The 17,807-nt window shown below is 62.5% G+C and carries 16 protein-coding genes; 8 read left to right on the top strand and 8 right to left on the bottom strand.

Annotated features, from left to right (window positions below; translation table 11 throughout):
* Positions 1 to 6 precede the first annotated feature (6 nt).
* Positions 7 to 1,614 carry an alpha-amylase family protein gene (locus J3P92_RS13115; protein ID WP_434647409.1) on the top strand — a complete coding sequence of 536 codons (1,608 nt, stop codon included), beginning with the start codon at positions 7 to 9 and terminating at the stop codon, positions 1,612 to 1,614.
* Here the strand turns inward: J3P92_RS13115 and J3P92_RS13110 are convergent.
* Positions 1,603 to 2,586: an SDR family oxidoreductase gene (locus tag J3P92_RS13110; protein WP_434647406.1), complete on the bottom strand. Its 984-nt coding sequence runs from the start codon at positions 2,584 to 2,586 to the stop codon at positions 1,603 to 1,605. The genes J3P92_RS13115 and J3P92_RS13110 overlap by 12 nt on opposite strands.
* Before the next feature lie 501 nt (positions 2,587 to 3,087).
* On the opposite strand from J3P92_RS13110, the gene nirB reads away from it, so the two are divergent.
* The 3 genes from nirB to J3P92_RS13095 all read left to right on the top strand — a co-directional run bounded on the left by nirB (position 3,088) and on the right by J3P92_RS13095 (position 6,606).
* Positions 3,088 to 5,649: a nitrite reductase large subunit NirB gene (nirB, locus tag J3P92_RS13105; RefSeq protein ID WP_434647403.1), complete on the top strand. Its 2,562-nt coding sequence runs from the start codon at positions 3,088 to 3,090 to the stop codon at positions 5,647 to 5,649.
* Positions 5,649 to 6,020 (top strand): nitrite reductase small subunit NirD, encoded by a 372-nt coding sequence (gene nirD, locus J3P92_RS13100; protein WP_420763929.1) that lies wholly within the window; start codon positions 5,649 to 5,651, stop codon positions 6,018 to 6,020. The genes nirB and nirD overlap by 1 nt, the downstream gene beginning before the upstream one ends.
* Positions 6,021 to 6,165: 145 nt before the next feature.
* Positions 6,166 to 6,606, top strand: coding sequence for a CBS domain-containing protein (locus tag J3P92_RS13095; RefSeq protein WP_434647400.1), 441 nt, complete (start codon positions 6,166 to 6,168; stop codon positions 6,604 to 6,606).
* Between the two features lie 33 nt (positions 6,607 to 6,639).
* On the opposite strand, the gene J3P92_RS13090 is transcribed toward J3P92_RS13095, so the two are convergent.
* Genes J3P92_RS13090 through J3P92_RS13075 form a run of 4 tightly spaced genes read right to left on the bottom strand, consistent with a single transcriptional unit; the run spans position 6,640 to position 11,277 of the window.
* A complete protein-coding gene (locus tag J3P92_RS13090; protein WP_420763931.1) occupies positions 6,640 to 7,122 on the bottom strand; it encodes a response regulator in 483 nt (160 codons plus the stop codon).
* Positions 7,119 to 9,431, bottom strand: a complete 2,313-nt coding sequence (locus J3P92_RS13085; protein WP_434647397.1) for an ATP-binding protein — start codon at positions 9,429 to 9,431, stop codon at positions 7,119 to 7,121. The genes J3P92_RS13090 and J3P92_RS13085 overlap by 4 nt, the downstream gene beginning before the upstream one ends.
* Positions 9,428 to 10,096: a response regulator gene (locus J3P92_RS13080; protein ID WP_434647394.1), complete on the bottom strand. Its 669-nt coding sequence runs from the start codon at positions 10,094 to 10,096 to the stop codon at positions 9,428 to 9,430. The genes J3P92_RS13085 and J3P92_RS13080 overlap by 4 nt, the downstream gene beginning before the upstream one ends.
* Positions 10,093 to 11,277 (bottom strand): sensor histidine kinase, encoded by a 1,185-nt coding sequence (locus J3P92_RS13075; RefSeq protein WP_434647391.1) that lies wholly within the window; start codon positions 11,275 to 11,277, stop codon positions 10,093 to 10,095. The genes J3P92_RS13080 and J3P92_RS13075 overlap by 4 nt, the downstream gene beginning before the upstream one ends.
* Before the next feature lie 174 nt (positions 11,278 to 11,451).
* Between J3P92_RS13075 and J3P92_RS13070 the strand changes: the two genes are divergently transcribed.
* Positions 11,452 to 11,973: an SgcJ/EcaC family oxidoreductase gene (locus J3P92_RS13070; RefSeq protein ID WP_420763935.1), complete on the top strand. Its 522-nt coding sequence runs from the start codon at positions 11,452 to 11,454 to the stop codon at positions 11,971 to 11,973.
* A 267-nt stretch (positions 11,974 to 12,240) separates the two neighbouring features.
* Here J3P92_RS13070 and J3P92_RS13065 read toward each other — a convergent pair whose 3' ends face one another.
* On the bottom strand, positions 12,241 to 12,642 hold the full coding sequence (locus tag J3P92_RS13065; RefSeq protein WP_420763936.1) for a hypothetical protein: 402 nt from the start codon (positions 12,640 to 12,642) through the stop codon (positions 12,241 to 12,243).
* Positions 12,643 to 12,887: 245 nt separating this feature from the next.
* Between J3P92_RS13065 and J3P92_RS13060 the strand changes: the two genes are divergently transcribed.
* Positions 12,888 to 13,958 (top strand): M28 family peptidase, encoded by a 1,071-nt coding sequence (locus tag J3P92_RS13060; protein WP_434647389.1) that lies wholly within the window; start codon positions 12,888 to 12,890, stop codon positions 13,956 to 13,958.
* A gap of 113 nt (positions 13,959 to 14,071) precedes the next feature.
* Here J3P92_RS13060 and J3P92_RS13055 read toward each other — a convergent pair whose 3' ends face one another.
* Entirely contained in the window at positions 14,072 to 14,551 is a 480-nt protein-coding gene (locus tag J3P92_RS13055; RefSeq protein WP_434647386.1) for a DUF1348 family protein, read from the bottom strand.
* An 87-nt stretch (positions 14,552 to 14,638) separates the two neighbouring features.
* Complete coding sequence (locus J3P92_RS13050; protein WP_434564105.1) at positions 14,639 to 15,205, bottom strand: TetR/AcrR family transcriptional regulator; 567 nt, start codon at positions 15,203 to 15,205, stop codon at positions 14,639 to 14,641.
* Between the two features lie 123 nt (positions 15,206 to 15,328).
* Here J3P92_RS13050 and pssA point away from each other — a divergent pair, with 123 nt between their 5' ends.
* Entirely contained in the window at positions 15,329 to 16,672 is a 1,344-nt protein-coding gene (pssA, locus tag J3P92_RS13045; protein WP_420763939.1) for a CDP-diacylglycerol--serine O-phosphatidyltransferase, read from the top strand.
* An 11-nt stretch (positions 16,673 to 16,683) separates the two neighbouring features.
* Positions 16,684 to 17,700, top strand: coding sequence for an AraC family transcriptional regulator (locus J3P92_RS13040; protein WP_434647383.1), 1,017 nt, complete (start codon positions 16,684 to 16,686; stop codon positions 17,698 to 17,700).
* Positions 17,701 to 17,807: the final 107 nt, after the last annotated feature.

Raw genomic sequence — 17,807 nt, 5'->3', positions numbered from 1 at the left:
TGATCAATGAAAGCCAATTGGCACCGAAACACTTTGATCTATCAGATCGATCCATCCTTGTTCTACGACAGCAACGGCGATGGCCGGGGCGACCTTAAGGGCATCATTCGCCAGCTCGACTACCTTCAGGCGTTGGGCGTCGGTGCGCTCTGGCTGATGCCGCTGTATCGGTCACCGTTCAAGGACGCCGGTTATGACGTCAGCGATTTCATGGCACTGGACCCGCGCTTTGGCAGCGAAGACGACTTGCGCCAGTTGATCGTCCAGGCCGGTGAGCGCGGCATTCGAGTGATCCTTGAATTGGTGGTGCAGCACACCAGCGATCAGCACCCCTGGTTCCTTCGCGCGCGGCGGGACAAGGACAGCGTCTATCGAGATTATTATCTGTGGTCCGACACGCCGGTGGACGATGGCAACCAGCCAATCTTCCCATCGGTGGAGGACAGTATCTGGCGCTGGGACGAACAGGCCGGACAGTACTATCGACACCTGTTCTACCGCCATGAGCCGGACCTCAACCTGGCGAACCCTCGCGTGGTCGAGGAGATCGAGCGCATCATGGTCCATTGGCTCGAGCTGGGCATCGCCGGCTTTCGTCTCGATGCCGCTTCACACCTGGTGGAGCAGGCTGGCGGCGGCGATGAAGAGCAGGGCGTCTGGGTGCTCGACCGATTCTACAAATGCATGACCCGCATCAACCCCGAAGGCGTGCTGATGGGCGAAGTGGATGTCGAGCCGGAGCGCTTCAGCCACTATTTCGGTACCGGGGAACGCTTGGGCCTGGTCTTGGATTTCTGGGTCAACAATCATCTGTTCCTGGCACTGGCCCGTGGCAAGGCCGAGCCTTTGCAGCGGGCCATCATCCGGCGTCCGGCGCCACCGGATGGTGCGAATTACGCGGTCTGGCTGCGCAACCATGACGAACTCGATCTGGAGCGCTTGAGTGAGCAGGAACGCGAGGAAGTGATGCAGGCGTTCGCCCCGGAACCGGACATGCGCCTGTACGGCCGAGGCATCCGCCGGCGCCTGGCGCCGATGCTCGGCGGCGATGTCCGGCGCCAGGCCTTGGCCCAGGCATTGTTGTTGTCACTGCCCGGGACGCCGATCGTGCGCTACGGCGAAGAAATCGGCATGGGCGAGGACTTGTCCCGTCCCGAGCGCCTTTCGGTGCGCACGCCCATGCAATGGAGCGACGAGGCCAATGCCGGGTTCTCATCGGCCCAGCGCCTGGCCGCGCCGCTGATCGACGAAGGGCCGTTCGCCTATACGCGACTGAACGTGGAAGCGCAGCTGGATGACCCCGATTCGCTGCTGGCTCGCGCCCGTCGATTGCTGTTGGCGCGCAGGCGGTTGGGTGAAGTGGGCGACGGCAAGGCGCGCCTGTTGACGGTCGATCATCCAGCGGTGTTCGCCATCGCGCATGAATGCAGAGCCACCTCGGTGATGCTGGCGAATCTCGGCACCGACGCGGTCACCGTGCAGTTGCGCGAGCTGGACCTGGAGGGTTTCGAGGAAGTGCTCTCGGACAGCCCGTACCCGGCCCCGGCGCAATCGAAGCTGGCGCTGAACGGATACGGGTATCGCTGGTTCCGGCGCGGTGGCTCAGAACAGTAGCAGCACGAGCGCCAACAACCCGCCACAGGCCAACAGCAGGGCCGACACCTGTGTCGAGCTCAGGGCCAGCGCAGAGTCCCGGGAGCGGCCGTTGAAGCGCCCGCGGGTACGATGCATGGACTCCTGCGGCTCGAACAGATTGTCCGGGCGCTGATTGTCGTCATCCTCGTTGGTCATTTGCCCCGACCAGGCGTTGCGGGCCAACAGGCGATCGAGCAGCCCAGGCATCAGACACGTGCCGACAATGGCTTTGAGCGACGCCGCACCCAGCCACAATTCCCTGGGCGTGCGCTTGACCACGCTCAATATCGCCCGGGCGGCCACGTCCGGATCATGAATCGGTGGCACCGGTTGCGGGCGCTTGCCCAGCTTGTTCCGGGCCCAATCGAACTGCGGCGTGTTGACCGCCGGCAGTTGCACCATGCAGACCTTGATTTTGCTGTGCTCATGAAGCAGTTCGCAGCGCAATGAATCGGTAAAGCCACGCACCGCGAACTTGGCTCCGCAATAAGCGGCTTGCAGGGGAATCGCGCGGTAGGACAGTGCCGAGCCGACCTGGATGATCACCCCGCGATTACGTCGTCTCATCAGGTCCAGCGCTGCGAGGGTGCCGTGGACGGTGCCCAGGTAAGTCACCTTCGTGACTCGGTGGATTTCTTCGGCGCTCAACTGACGGATCGGCGAAAACACCGTGACCATTGCGCAGTTGATCCACACATCGACAGGTCCCAGTTCGCGCTCCATCCGCTGGGCCGCTTCGAAGACTGCATCGGCGTCGGCGACATCGACGCTGATCGCCAGGCACGTCGTACCCAATTGGTTCAGTTCTTCTGCGGTAGCCGCCAAGGCTTGTTCGCCCCGGGCCAGCAACCCGACGCGGTAGCCCGCCGCGGCAAACCGGTGGGCGGTCGCACGACCGACGCCGGCGGTGGATCCACTGATGACAACGACAGGTGGGTTTCGCTCATCCATTGCGTTCACATCCGATCAATAGCCTGCGCCCTCTGGCGCTGTTGGGTTCCAGTTATTGTGAAAATCCCGGCCAGCGTAGGTTCAGGATTTTTTGCGCGCGGGCTCTCAGGGTTGCACTTATATGAAGCCGTCGGTGCCCGATCGCACCATCGCAAGGCAAAGGAACAGGCGGATGTCGCCCACGGGTTTCGGGTAGCCGAGCTGACCCCTTCGCGAGCAAGCCCGCTCCCACAGGGGGCTGGCGGCGAATATGCGATTGCTGATGAGGTTTGGCACGCTCGCTGCAAGACCTTGTCCAGGCCCACCGTGAACACAATCGAGTGGGTAGCCCCGTCGGTCAACGAAGATCGAGCGCCAGCAGGCCGGGGGATAACGGTAGATCAGGGCGCAGCCGCCGGGTCGATACCGCACAGAACAGGCAAAGACGCCTGGAACCGCAAGGTTTCAGGCGTCTTTTTTTTGCTTTCAAAAAACCGTGATGGGCTTTTGTCGGGTGCTTTTATGAATTCCAACGTTGCTTCCCTGAACAAACTGCAAACGCTGATCGTGATCGGCAATGGCATGGTCGGCCATCACTGCGTCGAGCAACTGATCGAGCGCGGTGCCCTCAACCATTACCGCGTGCATGTCTTCAGCGAAGAGCCGATGCGGGCCTACGACCGCGTGCATCTGTCCGAATATTTTTCTGGGCGAGACGCCGAATCCCTGGCCCTTGGCGAAGCGACGTTGTACCAGACGCCGGGTGTGACGTTGCACCTGGGCATGCCGGTGTTGGAAATCGACCGCCAGGCGCGTGAGGTGGTCACCGCCACTGAACGCCTCGGCTATGACAAGCTGGTGCTCGCCACCGGTTCCTATCCGTTCGTGCCGCCGATCCAGGGCGCCGAGGGTGATTCTTGCCTGGTCTACCGCACCCTCGAAGACCTCGATGCGATCCGCGCCGCCGCCAGCAACGCCCGTCGTGGCGTGGTGGTCGGTGGCGGATTGTTGGGCCTGGAAGCGGCCAATGCCTTGAAGAGCCTCGGCCTGGAAGCTCACGTCGTGGAATTCGCCCCCCGGTTGATGCCCGTGCAATTGGACGAGCAAGGCGGCCTGGCACTCAAGGCGCGCATCGAGAAACTGGGCGTTGGCGTGCATTTGTCCAAGGGCACCCAATCGATCAGCGCGGGCGAGCAGTACCGTTATCGGATGAACTTCGGCAACGACGATTTCCTCGAAACCGACTTGATCGTGTTTTCCGCCGGTATTCGCGCCCAGGATGCGTTGGCCCGTCAATGCCAATTGCCGATCGGCCCCCGCGGTGGCGTGGTAATCGACGACCATTGCCAGAGCAGCGACCCGGACATTTACGCCATCGGCGAATGTGCGGCGTGGAACGGCAGCATTTTTGGCCTGGTCGCGCCGGGCTACCAGATGGCCCGCAACGTCGCGTCGCGCCTGTGCGGCGAAGCCGGCGAGGCGTTTACCGGCGCGGACATGTCCACCAAGCTCAAACTGCTGGGCGTGGACGTCGGCTCCATCGGCGACGCACACGGCAACACGCCGGGTTCGCGCAGCTTCCAGTTCATCGACGAAACCAGCGCCAGCTACCGTCGCCTGGTAATCGACGCTGACGGCAAGCGCGTGATCGGCGCGGTGCTGGTAGGCGACAACAGCTACTACGACACCTTGCTGCAGTACATGCAGAACGGCATCGCGTTGCCCAAGGACGCCGCCAGCCTGATCCTGCCATCGTCCGAAGGCGCCCCGACACTGGGCCCGGCGGCTTTACCCGAGACCGCCACCCTCTGCTCGTGCCACAACGTCACCAAGGGGGCGGTCTGCTCGGCCATCGACGGCGGCTGCACCGATCTCGGCCAGCTCAAGTGCGACACCAAGGCCGGCACCGGTTGTGGCGGCTGCGCGGCGCTGGTCAAGCAAGTCTTCGAGCACGAACTGATCGCCCGCGGCGTCAGCGTCGACAAGAGCCTGTGCGAGCACTTCGCCTATACCCGCCAGGAACTGTATGCCCTGGTGCGCGTGGAAGGCATCATCAGTTTCGAAGAATTGCTCGCCAAACACGGTCGTGGCCACACCGGTTGCGACCTGTGCAAACCGGCCGTGGGCTCGATCCTGGCGTCGTGCTGGAACCAGCCGATCATGGACCCGCACCTGGTGCCGTTGCAGGACACCAACGACACCTTCATGGCGAACATGCAGAAGAACGGCACCTATTCGGTGGTGCCGCGCATCGCCGGTGGAGAAATCACCGCCGACAAACTGATCGCCATCGGCGTGGTTGCCAAGAAATACGACCTTTACACCAAGATCACTGGCGGACAGCGCATCGACCTGTTCGGCGCGCAGCTGCACCAGTTGCCGGACATCTGGGCCGAATTGATCGAAGCCGGGTTCGAAACCGGCCACGCCTACGGCAAATCCACGCGCACGGTAAAATCCTGCGTGGGCAGCACCTGGTGCCGCTACGGCGTGCAGGACAGCGTGCAAATGGCCCTGACCATCGAGGATCGCTACAAAGGCCTGCGCTCGCCCCACAAGCTCAAGTTCGCGGTGTCTGGCTGCACCCGTGAGTGCGCCGAAGCCCAGAGCAAGGACGTCGGCGTGATCGCCACTGAAAAGGGCTGGAACCTCTATGTGGCCGGCAATGGCGGTATGCGTCCGCGTCACGCCGAACTGTTCGCCACCGACCTGGACGATGCGACGCTGATCCGTTACATCGACCGCTTCCTGATGTTCTACATCCGCACCGCCGACAAGCTGCAACGCACCTCGGTGTGGCGCGAGAGCCTGGAAGGTGGCCTGGACTATCTCAAGGACGTGATCATTCACGACAGCCTGGGCCTGGGCGCCGAGCTCGAAGCGCAGATGCAACTGGTGGTCGATCGCTACGAATGCGAATGGGCCAACGCCCTGAAGGACCCGGAAAAGCTCAAGCGCTTCCGCACCTTCGTCAACGACAAGCGCGGCGATCCAGACGTTCATTTCGTCCGCGAACGCGGCCAGCGCCGGCCGGTGCATGCCGGCGAACTTCACTTGATTCCCGTCACCGAGGAGGTGCTCTGATGAGCCAGCCAAACGTCGTTCGTATCGCCCAAGAATCCGTGCAATGGCGTGCCCTGTGCAGCCGCGAGGACCTGGTGCCCAACTCCGGCGTGGTCGCCTGGCACGACGGCAGCCAAGTGGCGCTGCTCTATCTCCCAGAGCATGCGGACAAGCCACTGTACGCCGTCGATAATCGCGATCCGAAGTCCGGCGCCAACGTCATCGGCCGCGGCCTGTTGGGCAATATCAAGGGCGAACTGGTCATTGCCTCGCCGATGTACAAACAGCATTTCCGCCTGGAAGACGGCCTTTGCCTGGAGTACCCGGAGCAGCGCTTGCGCGTCTGGCCGGTGCGCTTGAATGGCGATGTGGTGGAAATAGGCGAGGGCTGATTAGCTTGCCTGATTGTGGCGAGGGGATTTATCCCCGCTCGGTTGCGTAGCGACCGTAAGATTTTTTGGGCCGCTGCGCAGCCCAGCGGGAGCAAGCTCCCTCGCCACGACAGCGGCCACTTTTGTTTGAGATTGGGGATTAGCAATGAAGACCGCCGCGCAACTGGTAAGGCTCAAGAGCGTACAGAACCAGCAGGTCCACAGCATCGCACCGGATCAGACCGTGCTCGAAGCGTTGCAGATCATGGCCGAGAAAAATGTCGGTGCGCTGCCGGTGATCGAAGGCGGGCAGGTGGTGGGGGTGTTCAGCGAGCGGGACTACGCGCGCAAGATGGTCCTCAAGGGCCGTTCATCCGTGGGCACTGCGGTGCGCACCATCATGAGCACGCCGGTGATCACCGCCGACAGCCAGCAGAGCATCGACCGCTGCATGGCGGTCATGACCGACAGCCACCTGCGGCATTTGCCGGTGCTGGAAAACGGCGAGCTGATCGGGCTGTTGTCCATTGGCGACCTGGTCAAGGAAGCGATCGTCGAACAAGCGGACCTGATCCGGCAGTTGGAGCATTACATTCGCGGGCATTGAGCACCTGCTGTGCCCTTGTGGCAAGAGAGCCATTCAATCGCTTCCGTGCTGGGCCGCATCAGCGCTTGGCCGGTGCTGGCGCAACAATTCGATTTGTTGGGCGGGAATCAAGGTGCGCAAGGATTTATAGAGGGCGCGGGTTTCCAACAGGTTCCACACGCGCAACATGGTTTCCAGCGCATCGAGGGGTTTGCTGATGAAGTCGCGCGCGCCTAGCGCCAGGGCACGCAGGCGGGTGTCGCGGGTCGCGTCGGCCGTCAGGACCAGGATCGGCAGGTAATCATTGGCCGGGATCCGCCGGTTGAGCTGCTCCAGCACTGCGAAGCCATCGAACGCAGGCATGTGCAGGTCCAGGATGACCAGGTCCGGCTCGAAACTGTTGAACAGGTCAAGGGTGCGCAGCGGTTCGGTGCTGCTCAGTACATTGTGCAGCCCTTCGCGGGCGAGCAATTGCTCCATCAGATCCAGGTTGGGGCGCTGATCGTCGATGATCAGGATGCGCAGGTCGCGATTCATGCGGACTCCGGTAGATAACGCTCAAGGTGGCCAAGGAAGGCCTGGATATGAATGGGTTTGGTGAGGATCGCCGTGGCGCCGGCGTCAAGCAGGGCCCGGTGGGACAGGTCGCTGGCATCGGCGGTGATCATCAACACCGGCGTGTAGGCCGTGGTCGGGGATTGGCGCAGGCGGCGAAGAACTTCCAGGCCATCCAGATCGGGCAACGTCACGTCCAGCAGGATCAATTGCGGCGCGTGCTGGCGAGCCAGGTCGAGGCCCATCTGGCCTTGCATGCTGGACAGCAACTGAATGCCTGGACGGCGTTGCATCAGGGTCTCGATCAGGGCGAGGCTAGACAGGTTGTCCTCGATGCACAGCACCTTGCCGTCGAATTCGGTGCGTGGGCGTGCCACTTCCAGCGCAACCATGGGCGGCAGGTGAGCGCCGGATACCCGGGCGCCGGGCAGTCGCAACGTGAAGCAACAGCCTTGTCCCGGATCGCTGCGCACTTGCAGGCTGCCTTGCATCATCTCCAGCAGGCTCTTGCTCAGCGAAAGGCCGAGCCCGGTGCCTTCGACCTGGGGATCCGCGCCGAGGCGCTCGAATGGCTTGAACAGCTGATCCAACAGCTCGGGGGCGATGCCACGCCCGGTGTCGCTGATGGCGATACTGACATGGGGAGCTTCAGCCGTGACCTCAATGCGTACTTCGCCACCCGGCTGGTTGTATTTGATGGCATTGGACAGCAGGTTCAGCAATACCTGCACCAGGCGCTGGCGATCGGCAAGCACGCCGCTGCCCTCGGGCAGCGATGCAAGCTCGGCCAGATGGATCCCGGCGTCGGCCGCCATCGGCGACACCAGCGTCAACGCCTCGTGCAGCACCGCCGGCAATCCGATCGGTTCGATGTTCAGAGGCAGGCGGCCGGCTTCGATCCGGGCGATGTCGAGTACCTCGTTGATCAACGCCAGCAAGTGCTGACCGGCGCGCAGGATGTGGCTGACTTGCGGGCGCTGGCCGGCAATGGAATCCATGTCCAGCAGTTGCGCGAAGCCCAGGATGGAATTCAACGGCGTGCGCAGTTCATGACTCATGCGCGACAAGAACTCACTCTTGGCGCGACTGGCGCTTTCGGCTTCTTCACGGGCCGTGCGCAGGGCTATCTCGGCGGCACGTCGGTCGGTGATGTCCCGGGTGATCTTGGAGAAGCCTCGCAGGGCGCCGGTGCTGTCATATTGGGCGGTAATCACCACGCTGGCCCAGAAACGACTGCCGTCCTTGCGGCATCGCCAGCCTTCTTCCATGTAATGACCTTCGCGGGTGGCCGCGAGCAAGGCCATGTCCGGATGCGCCGGGCATTCTTCGGCCAGGTAGAACAACGAGAAATGCCGGCCGAGCACTTCCTGTTCGGTATAGCCCTTGATCCGTTCGGCGCCGACGTTCCAAGTGATCACGTGGCCTTGGGCGTCCAGGGCGAAGATCCCGTAGTCCTTCACCCCATCGATGATCAGCCGCAGGCGTTCTTCGTTGTCGCGCAAGGCTCGTTCCCGCTCGGCCAATAATTGCCCAGCCTCCACCAGGCGCGTGCCCAACTGGCCGATCTCATCGCGCTCCGGTGGTTGTGGCAACAGCGGTTGGCCCAGCGCCAGACGCTGGGCGTTGCCTTGCACCTTCTGGACCCGGGCGACGATGCCCTTGGACAGGAACAGCACTGCAACGATGGCGCCGAACAGTCCGCACAGCGCCGCCAGCAGAGTCGCGAACAACAGGCGCATGCGCGTAGCGGAAGCGGCGGCGCTGCGGTCGGTGAGCAGGGCGTCCTCACGGATACGCATGGCGCTGATCTGCTCGCGCAGCACGTCCAGCACTTGTTTGTTTTCGATCAGGATGGCGGTGATGGTCGCGGTGTCGTCGCCTTTGCCGGTGCGCAGGGAGACCAGTCCGTTGAGCTTTTCAGTGATCAGCGGTGTGATGGTCTTTAGGTGCTCGCGCATTCTGGCGTCGCGGATATTATGATCCAGGCGTTGCAGTGCGGCCTGGATCTTTGGGGTGGCCTGTTCGTAGCCGGGCAGGAAATCTTCGCGGCGGGTCAGCAGGTAACCGCGCACGCTGGCGGCTGCTTCGGCCAGTAGGGTGTGCACCGCCTGGATGTCGCCCTGTACCAGCAGCACCCGGCGCACATCCTCTTCGGCGCGTGCGGTCTGGCGCTCGGTGATGTAGATCAGCACCAGTGACAGCAACAGGACAACCAGCGGCAGGGAAATCACCACCAATGCCTTGCCCCGCAAGGGCAGGTCGGCCCAGCGACGGGCCGCGAGGATCTTCATGGCCATTGCCCCGACGGTTGCGCGACCAACCCCAGGGCGACACCGCGCACCGCGGCCTGGGTGCGGTCGGCGGCGCCAAGCTTGCCGATGACCCGCTCGACATGGGCCTTTGCGGTGCCGGGGGCGATGCCGAGTTTTTCGCCGATTTCACGATTGCTGAAACCACTGGCGACCAGGCCGAGCACCTGCCGCTCACGGGCGGTCAGGGCCTGGACCTGAGCCGTACCTCCGGCGCCGCGCTCGGCCATGCGCCGCAAGAGGCGGGCGCTGACCGAGCTGTTCAAGGCTTCCTCTCCCTCGGCGACCCTTCTGAGCGCGTCGATCAACTCGGCGCGACTGGCATCCTTGAGCAGATAACCGACGGCGCCCGCGCCGATGGCCGCTTCCAGGTGGTCGGGGCTGTCGTCCATGGTGAAAATCATGACCTTGAGCTGCGGCTGGCGTTGTTTCAGGATGCGCGCCGCGCCGAGGCCATTGAGCACCGGCATGCGAATATCCAGGATCGCGATGTCCGGTTGCAGCTGCTGGCACAAATCGAGTGCCTCCTGGCCGTCTCTGGCCTGGCCGACCACCTCGAAGCCCTCGATACCGCAAAGCATTGAAATGAAACCGGTACGGGTCACTTCGTGATCATCGGCCAACAGCACGCGCAGAGGACGGTTCATGATTGGCCTCCATGGGTTGGCAGGGGCACGCTGGCCAACAGGCGAGTACCACCGTTGCGTTCGCTGCGACAGTCCAGATGGCCTCCCAGGAGGCTGGCACGTTCCTGCATGGCCGCCAGGCCCAGGTGGCTGGAGCCATGGCTTTCGATGGGCGGTTCGAGGGCAAACCCGCGGCCATCGTCCTCGACCCGCAACGTTGCCCGTCCGTCACGCACCACCAAGCCAAGGCAAACATGCCTGGCCTGGGCATGCTTGAGGATATTGTTGATGCCTTCCTGGGCGATGCGGAACAGGGCAATCTCGGCGTTTCCCGACAGCCGCGCAGCGCTGTGCTCGACCCAGTCCACCGCCAGCCCGGCGTCACGCAGGCGATCGGCTTCCTTGTCGATGGCGGTGTACAAGCCAAAATCGTCCAGTACATGGGGGCGAAGGCCGCCGATCAACTGCCGGCTCTCGCCGACGCAACGCTGGGCCAGGTCGAGGATGGCCTGGTGTTCGCTGTCCAGCGTCGACGACAGCGGCGGGCAGCGGCCGGCGAAACCTTGCAGGCGCTGATGCAGCCCCGCGAGGTTCTGCGCAAGGCCATCGTGAAGGTCATAGGCCACGCGCTTGCGTTCGTCTTCCTGGGCGCTGAATAGCCGATGGACCAGCTCGGACATGGTCCGCTCACGGGCTTGCAGCGCCTGGAGCAGCCGGCTGTTTTCCAGGTGCGCCGCCAGCAGCGTCGCGAGCAATTGCAGCGACTCGATGTCCTCTTTGTCGGGGGCCCCGAGGGGCACGCTGTTACCCAGCAGCAGGGCACCGAACACGATGCCGTCCGCGCCTCGCAGCGGCACGCGCAGAACCTGCGCCAGGGTTTTCCCCGGACAGTCCAACCACTGCGGTTCGGGCGCCGACGGCTGCGCGAGCTGGGCAAGCAAATCGAGCCCATCGCCGCTGCCGTGACTGGCAACGGTTTGCAACGTGGCTTGCGGCGTCCACTCCAGCAACAAGCCATGGTCCATGGCGACGAATGCGCACGCTCGCTGCACCGCGCGCTCGCGCATTTGCGCCAAGGGCAGGCGGGTCAATTCGTGCCCGGTGCCCAACAGAAGGCCCAAACGTGCCGCGCGGCTTTGCGACTGGCGGTATTGGCTGCGGATCGCCAGGGCGCTGCCAGGGTCGTGGGGTGGGCTTTGCATGGGGGAACTCCAGCGTGGACGTGAACCGGCCTGGTTCGCGATGGCGACATTAGACCTTGGGATCGGCACCTGGCCTATCTGCCGAATGGCATAGGCGATCAGCACCGGTTGGCCGATGGCGAGCGCTGCGGGGATTGGCAAAGTGGGGCCATTGAAACCCAAAGGACCACAACGATGAAAATGAAAACCTGTGCCATCGCCGCTTTTTTCGTGCTGGCTGCTCCCTTTGTCCAGGCTGCGGAGACCGCGCCGTTCGTCTATCGCACCGTCGTCGAGCAACCGCAAAAGCAAACCGACCGGGAAATAGCGGGGCTTTTCGACCGCTGGAACGCAGCACTGCAAACCGGCAGCGCCAGCGCGGTGACCGCCCTCTACGCGCCGGATGCGGTATTGCAACCGACTGTTTCCAACAAGGTGCGCAGCACACCGGACCAGATCCAGGATTACTTCGTGCACTTCCTGGCGGCCAAGCCGGTCGGGGTAATCAACTACCGGGAGATCCGTCACCTGGGCGCCGACGCTGCGATGGACAGCGGGGTCTACACGTTCACGCTGACCCAGGCCGACGGTTCCAAGCGAGAGGTCCAGGCGCGGTACACCTTCCTCTATGAACGACTCGACGGGCAGTGGAAAATCATCAACCATCACTCATCGGCCATGCCTGAAGTGCCCAAGACCCTCCACGCCAGCCATTGAGACCGCCGGTGCCTTTGTCATATGTCAGCCCCGGCACCGTCGGCACATCCCACTCTGCGCCAAGGTTTGCGCGCCAATGTCGAGAACGTCGGGGATAAGCGGTATTGAAGTTCGGCGGGGGCTTCGGATGACAGTGAGCCGGGGTTGACGCTGCGACGCCTCGGACTTATCTGGTTTCGGCGACCGTGGATTTTTGAATGTGGTTCTCTGAAGTGGAGGTATATCCGTTACCAGGATGACGGATATACAAACCGGCCAAGAGCAGCCTCAACCACCCCGAAACAGATCCCGCGAGTCCAGCAACCGCCAGGCAATCTCAGGCCGCTTCTCCAGCCCCCGGCGAATCGCAGCCGGGATCGACTGGCGAATCTTGCGGCACAGCCCCGGCTGCTCCTGGAATTCGATGGCAATACCGCGCATCGTCCGAACCTCGTTATAGCCGGGCTCGATGGTTACCCGCACACCCAGGTTCTCGAACAGCCGCTGCTGCAACCGTTCAAGCTCGTCCAGGCTCTGGATATTTTCCAATCGCTCAAGCAGGCGTTTCTCTTCCTGGCGATTCAGGCAAAGGATGCGCAGATCGCTGCCCGGCGTTTGCAGCAACGCATCACGCCCGCAATCACAGACACCAGGCGGGCAGGGGGGGCGGATGGGCATCGACGCGGTCATGGGCTCCACAAGCTCTGCAACACGACAAACCGCCTTCGGCGTAGGGACGATCCAGGCAATGTGATGCCTGACGGCGTGTCGGTCAACCCTTCGGGAAGGCCGCCTGTCCGCACTTCATGGGGGGCCGCTCGTCAGTTTCGCCAGGATCCGATCAAATTTTCCAAGGCCAGGCGTGTTCAAGAAGACAGACACGTCGCGGCCCGCTTCGTCAGTGGGCCGCGCCTGGAAAAAGGAGAACCCATTTGATGCAACCCAATCCGTCTACCTTGCCGCTGCTGGAAGAGCTGCTGATGGCCCGTGGGCCCGGCGGGCAGGAGCATGAAGTGCGCGACATCTGCCTTCGGGAGCTGAAACCGCATTGCGACGAAACCTGGGTCGACCCGGCGGGCAATGTCATCGGGCTGATCAAGGGCGCCCGGCCGGACACGAAGCCGCATCAGTCGATCCGGATCATGGCGCACCTGGACGAGATCGCCATGCTGGTCAAACGCATCGAGTCTGACGGCACGTTGCGAGTGGTGGCCCTGGGCGGTGCCAATCCGATCAACTTCGGGGTCTGCCCAGTGGACATTCTTGGCGACCGGGATTTCATTCCTGGCGTGTTGTCGTTCGGGTCGATGCACAGCACCGGTGAAACCCACCAGGGCGCGGACGTGTTGTCGGGAAACGTCAATTGGGGTGACGTCCATGTGATTACCCGTCGCACGAGCGAGCAATTGCAGGCCCATGGGGTACGCCCCGGCACGCGGGTGGTGTTGAGCCAGCACTGGCGACGACCGTTCCGGGTCGGCGACGCCATCGCCGCGCATTTCCTGGACGACCGCGCGCCCATGGTGGCTGCGCTCCAGGCCGCCAAGCTCTTGGCCGAGCGCCGTAAAGAGCTGCCACACGACGTTTATTTTGTTTTTACCACCCAGGAAGAAGAGTCCAATGCCGGCGCCCTTTATGCCGCCAGCCATTTGCCCGGGGACGCCACGGTGGCGGTCGAGGTCGGCCCCGTGGTCGCGGAATATGCCACCCGATTGGGCGTCGATCCGATCATCAACACGGGTGACAAGAATGGCTGTTACCACCGTGGGCTCGTCGACCAGCTGTACCAGGCCGGTAAACGCAGCGGGCTGACACCACAATTTGCCTTGTTGGCGGATTTCGCCAGTGACGCCAGTGCGATCATGAGCAGCGGGGCGTCCGCCCAAGGCGGTTGTATCGCAATCCCGACCGAAAATACCCACGGCTATGAGCTGATCGTGGAAGGCAGTATCGAGGCTTGCGCGGTGACATTGCTGGAATTCTTGTCGAATCGACGTAGTGCCTGACGCCACGGGGATCAATGTGGGAACGAACCTGCTCGCGAAGGCGGCGGCCCATCCAATATTGCATTGGCTGATACACCGCATTCACGAGCAGGCTCGCTCCCACTAGGGTTTGGTTACAGCCCCAGCTCAGAAAGGCCTGGGTGATCGTCCGGCCGACGGCCCAGCGGCCAATGGAATTTACGTTCGCTTTCCTTGATCGGCATGTCGTTGATGCAGGCGTAGCGGTTGGCCATCAGGCCGTTCTCATCGAATTCCCAGTTTTCATTGCCGTAGGAGCGGAACCAGTTGCCCGAGTCGTCGTGCCATTCATAGACGTAGCGCACGGCAATACGGTTGCCAGTAAAGGCCCAGAGCTCCTTGATAAGCCGGTAGTTAAGTTCCTTGGCCCACTTGCGGGTCAAAAAGGCCTTCGCTTCTTCCCGGTTATGGGCGAATTCAGCGCGGTTACGCCATTGAGTATCGAGAGTGTAGGCCAGCGATACTTTCTGCGGGTCACGACCGTTCCAGCCGTCTTCGGCCAGGCGAACTTTTTCGATAGCAGTTTCACGGGTGAAAGGTGGCAGCGGTGGGCGAACTTCGGCAGAGGACGACATGGCCAATCTCCAGATAATGAACGTGGGTTGCACGATTGCTTTACAGCGAGGGTCTTTACGAGCGGTCCTGCGGTTTACACGTGTTGCTTATTCAATCGCCAACAACATCTTCAGGACGTCTTGGGCCTGATCGGCAGCATCGTGATCGCCCATGACGAGCGCGAGGGTAATGGCGCCGTCAATCAGGATGAGCAGCTGTCGGGCAAGCACGTGCGGCTGCTCAATACCCTGTTCGGTACACAAGCGGGTCACATAGTCGAGCAATGCCTGTTTGTGCATTTTCGCAACCTGGCGGACCGGATCCTGAGGGTCGCCGGTTTCGCCGCTGGTGTTGATGAATGCACAACCACGAAAGCCTTCGCTCTGGAACCAGCCCTTGAGCACGGGAAACAGGCTGAGCAAACGTGCGAGGGGCGTCGGCGCCTTGCCCACTTCGCTGCTGAACCACTGCATCCAGCGTTCATCACGGCGCTTGAGCGCCGCGACGACGAGCTCCTCCTTGTTGGCGAAGTAGCGGTAGATACTCTTCCTGGAGACGCCGGCGGTTTTTACCAGAAGATCCATGCCGGTGGCCGCGATGCCACTTCTGTAGATCAACTTTTCGGCGACATCAAGGATGATGTCTCGTGTTTCAGTGCCAGTGATTTCGTTCATGCGACTTAAAGTAGAACGGTCATTCTCCTTGGTCAAATATTTTTCATCTCGACGGGGAGACCCCAAGCCACGCGTCATGGTGTAAGCTCATCGGTTCTTCGGAATCGACTTTTTGCGAGCCCTATGCCGTCGCTTTTCAAACGTTCCTTGCTGCCCAAGCTGCGCAGCTTTCCACTCACCGCCGACGCCGTGACGATCCTCGACGGTGCCGCCGAGTTTCGCCGTTGCCTGCTTGAGAAAATCGCCCAGGCCACCCAGCGCATCTACATCGTCGCCCTCTACCTGCAAGAGGACGAGGCCGGCCAGGAAATCCTCGATGCCTTGCATGCCGCCAAAACCGCACGTCCCGAACTGGACATTGCGGTGGTGGTGGACTGGTTGCGGGCGCAACGTGGGCTGATCGGGGCCAAAAAACAGCCGGGCAACTCGGCGTGGTATCAAAAACAGACCCGCGCCCATGCCAGCGAAGTGCCGATCTACGGCGTGCCGGTGCAGACCCGCGAGCTGTTCGGGGTACTGCACCTCAAAGGCTTCGTGATCGACGACTGTGTGCTCTACAGCGGTGCGAGCCTCAACAACGTCTACCTGCACAAGTTCGACAAGTACCGCTACGACCGTTATCACCTGCTGCAGAACGCCCCGCTGGCCGATTCGATGCATCATCTGGTGCAACATGGCCTGATCGCCTCCAGGGCCGTGCATCGCCTTGACCTGCCGGACCTGCCCAGCACCCGCAGTTTGCGCAAGGACATCGGCGACCTGCGCAGCCGCCTCAAGTACGCGGCCTACGACACCACGGCGGGCAGCCTCGACAAGAATGGCCTGTCGGTGAGCCCGTTGCTGGGCGTCGGCAAGAACAACCCGCTGAGCAGGGTGATCGGTGAACTGATCGCCGGCAGCCGCAAGCAACTGACCATCTGCACGCCGTATTTCAACCTGCCATTGGCTGTAACGCGGGAAATCAACCGTGCCCTGGCTCGCGGCGTGCGAATCGACATCATCGTTGGCGACAAGACCGCCAACGATTTTTATATTCCTGCGAGCGAGCCGTTCAAGATCATCGCTGCGTTGCCCTACCTGTACGAAATCAGCCTGCGTCGCTTTGCCAAGCGGCACCAGCGCTACATCGACAGCGGCCAGTTGAACCTGCACCTGTGGCGAGACGGCGACAATACCTACCACCTCAAGGGCATGTGGGTGGACGAGCGCTATACCTTGCTCACCGGCAACAACCTCAACCCACGGGCGTTTCGCCTGGACCTGGAAAATGCCCTGTTGCTGGACGATCCCAAGGGCGAGTTGTCGGGACCGCGCCAGGCCGAGCTCGAGCGGATCTATCGGCACACCCAGCGAATCGAACGCTACCTGGACCTGGAAACCCTGCCGGATTACCCCGCAGCGGTGGGCAAGTTCCTCAAGCGCGTCAGCCGGGTGCGAATAGAGCGTCTGCTTTACCGGATCCTGTGAAAACCCAGGCCATGTCGGAAAAAGACACCATCTCGGTCCAGTTGGTGCGCGAAGCACTGCTGCAAAGCTGTGCCCCTGGCGCTGCGACCGACGAGGTGCTGCGCAAAGTGGGCATCGACCCGGCGTTGCTCGGCGATGCCCAGGCGCGGGTCCCGGCCCATGCCTATGCGCAGCTTTGGCGCCTGCTGGCGAGGCGCCTGGATGATGAATTTTTCGGCATGGACCCGCGCAAGCTAAAGTCCGGCAGCCTGGCCTTTCTGTGCCGCTGCGCCATGGCCCAGCCGACATTGGCCTCCGGGCTGACGGCGGGGCTGGGGTTCCTTTCGCTGATGCTCGAACACCTGCCGGCGCAATGGGCTCGCCAACAAAGCCTGGCGGAAATTGTCCTGCTCGAAGAAGACCAGACACCGCGCCGGGCCTTCACGTATTTCACCTATTGGATGATCGTCCATGGCGTGGCCTGCTGGCTGGCCGGGCGACGCATTCCGATCCTGTCCATCGAGTTGCGGTGCCCGCAGCCCGACTTCTGTGATGATTACCGCGTCATGTTCTCCCAGAACCTGCGCTTCGACCGGCCCCGTACGCGGATGATCTTTTCCGCCGACTGCCTGGACCTGCCCATCCGCCGCAGTCCCGAGGAGCTCAAGCGCTTCCTGGCCCAGGCACCGGCGAATATCCTGGTCAAGTACCGCGACCCGCAAAGCCTCTCCAGCCGCATCCGCCATGACCTGCGCCAGCTGCCCGCCGAGCAGTGGCCGGAAACCGAGGCCCTGGCCCAGCGGTTATGCGTTTCCGCCTCGACCCTGCGCCGACGCCTGGCAGAGGAGGGGCAAACCTACCAGGGCCTCAAGGACGGCGTCCGCAAGGAACTGGCCATTGCCTGGCTGGCCGAACCTTCCATCAGTTTCGTGGAAATCGCCTCGCGCCTGGGGTTCGCCGACGCCAGTTCGTTCTACAAGGCGTTTCGCAAGTGGTCCGGGTCCAATCCTGGGCACTATCGCAGCTTGATTCTCAACGAGGCGGGCTGACGGCCCGCACAGCCAACGCCTACTTTGGTCCATGGCCAAACCAGTCAAGCAACTTGAAGGCTTTGACCATTGCCGCGCCGCCTCTTCGGCGCGAGTATTTCCCTGCT

It is taken from the genome of Pseudomonas sp. D3-27 (assembly GCF_051132165.1).
GTDB lineage: Bacteria > Pseudomonadota > Gammaproteobacteria > Pseudomonadales > Pseudomonadaceae > Aquipseudomonas.
Note: the sequence above shows the minus strand (reverse complement) of the source record. Positions and strands in the feature narration are given on the sequence as shown.

What these genes read in the sequence shown, in the direction of transcription:
- J3P92_RS13115 (WP_434647409.1), top strand. Translation starts at nt 7, where the DNA reads ATGAAAGCCAATTGGCACCGAAACACTTTGATCTATCAGATCGATCCA.
- J3P92_RS13110 (WP_434647406.1), bottom strand. Translation starts at nt 2,586, where the DNA reads ATGGATGAGCGAAACCCACCTGTCGTTGTCATCAGTGGATCCACCGCC.
- nirB (WP_434647403.1), top strand. Translation starts at nt 3,088, where the DNA reads ATGAATTCCAACGTTGCTTCCCTGAACAAACTGCAAACGCTGATCGTG.
- nirD (WP_420763929.1), top strand. Translation starts at nt 5,649, where the DNA reads ATGAGCCAGCCAAACGTCGTTCGTATCGCCCAAGAATCCGTGCAATGG.
- J3P92_RS13095 (WP_434647400.1), top strand. Translation starts at nt 6,166, where the DNA reads ATGAAGACCGCCGCGCAACTGGTAAGGCTCAAGAGCGTACAGAACCAG.
- J3P92_RS13090 (WP_420763931.1), bottom strand. Translation starts at nt 7,122, where the DNA reads ATGAATCGCGACCTGCGCATCCTGATCATCGACGATCAGCGCCCCAAC.
- J3P92_RS13085 (WP_434647397.1), bottom strand. Translation starts at nt 9,431, where the DNA reads ATGAAGATCCTCGCGGCCCGTCGCTGGGCCGACCTGCCCTTGCGGGGC.
- J3P92_RS13080 (WP_434647394.1), bottom strand. Translation starts at nt 10,096, where the DNA reads ATGAACCGTCCTCTGCGCGTGCTGTTGGCCGATGATCACGAAGTGACC.
- J3P92_RS13075 (WP_434647391.1), bottom strand. Translation starts at nt 11,277, where the DNA reads ATGCAAAGCCCACCCCACGACCCTGGCAGCGCCCTGGCGATCCGCAGC.
- J3P92_RS13070 (WP_420763935.1), top strand. Translation starts at nt 11,452, where the DNA reads ATGAAAATGAAAACCTGTGCCATCGCCGCTTTTTTCGTGCTGGCTGCT.
- J3P92_RS13065 (WP_420763936.1), bottom strand. Translation starts at nt 12,642, where the DNA reads ATGACCGCGTCGATGCCCATCCGCCCCCCCTGCCCGCCTGGTGTCTGT.
- J3P92_RS13060 (WP_434647389.1), top strand. Translation starts at nt 12,888, where the DNA reads ATGCAACCCAATCCGTCTACCTTGCCGCTGCTGGAAGAGCTGCTGATG.
- J3P92_RS13055 (WP_434647386.1), bottom strand. Translation starts at nt 14,551, where the DNA reads ATGTCGTCCTCTGCCGAAGTTCGCCCACCGCTGCCACCTTTCACCCGT.
- J3P92_RS13050 (WP_434564105.1), bottom strand. Translation starts at nt 15,205, where the DNA reads ATGAACGAAATCACTGGCACTGAAACACGAGACATCATCCTTGATGTC.
- pssA (WP_420763939.1), top strand. Translation starts at nt 15,329, where the DNA reads ATGCCGTCGCTTTTCAAACGTTCCTTGCTGCCCAAGCTGCGCAGCTTT.
- J3P92_RS13040 (WP_434647383.1), top strand. Translation starts at nt 16,684, where the DNA reads ATGTCGGAAAAAGACACCATCTCGGTCCAGTTGGTGCGCGAAGCACTG.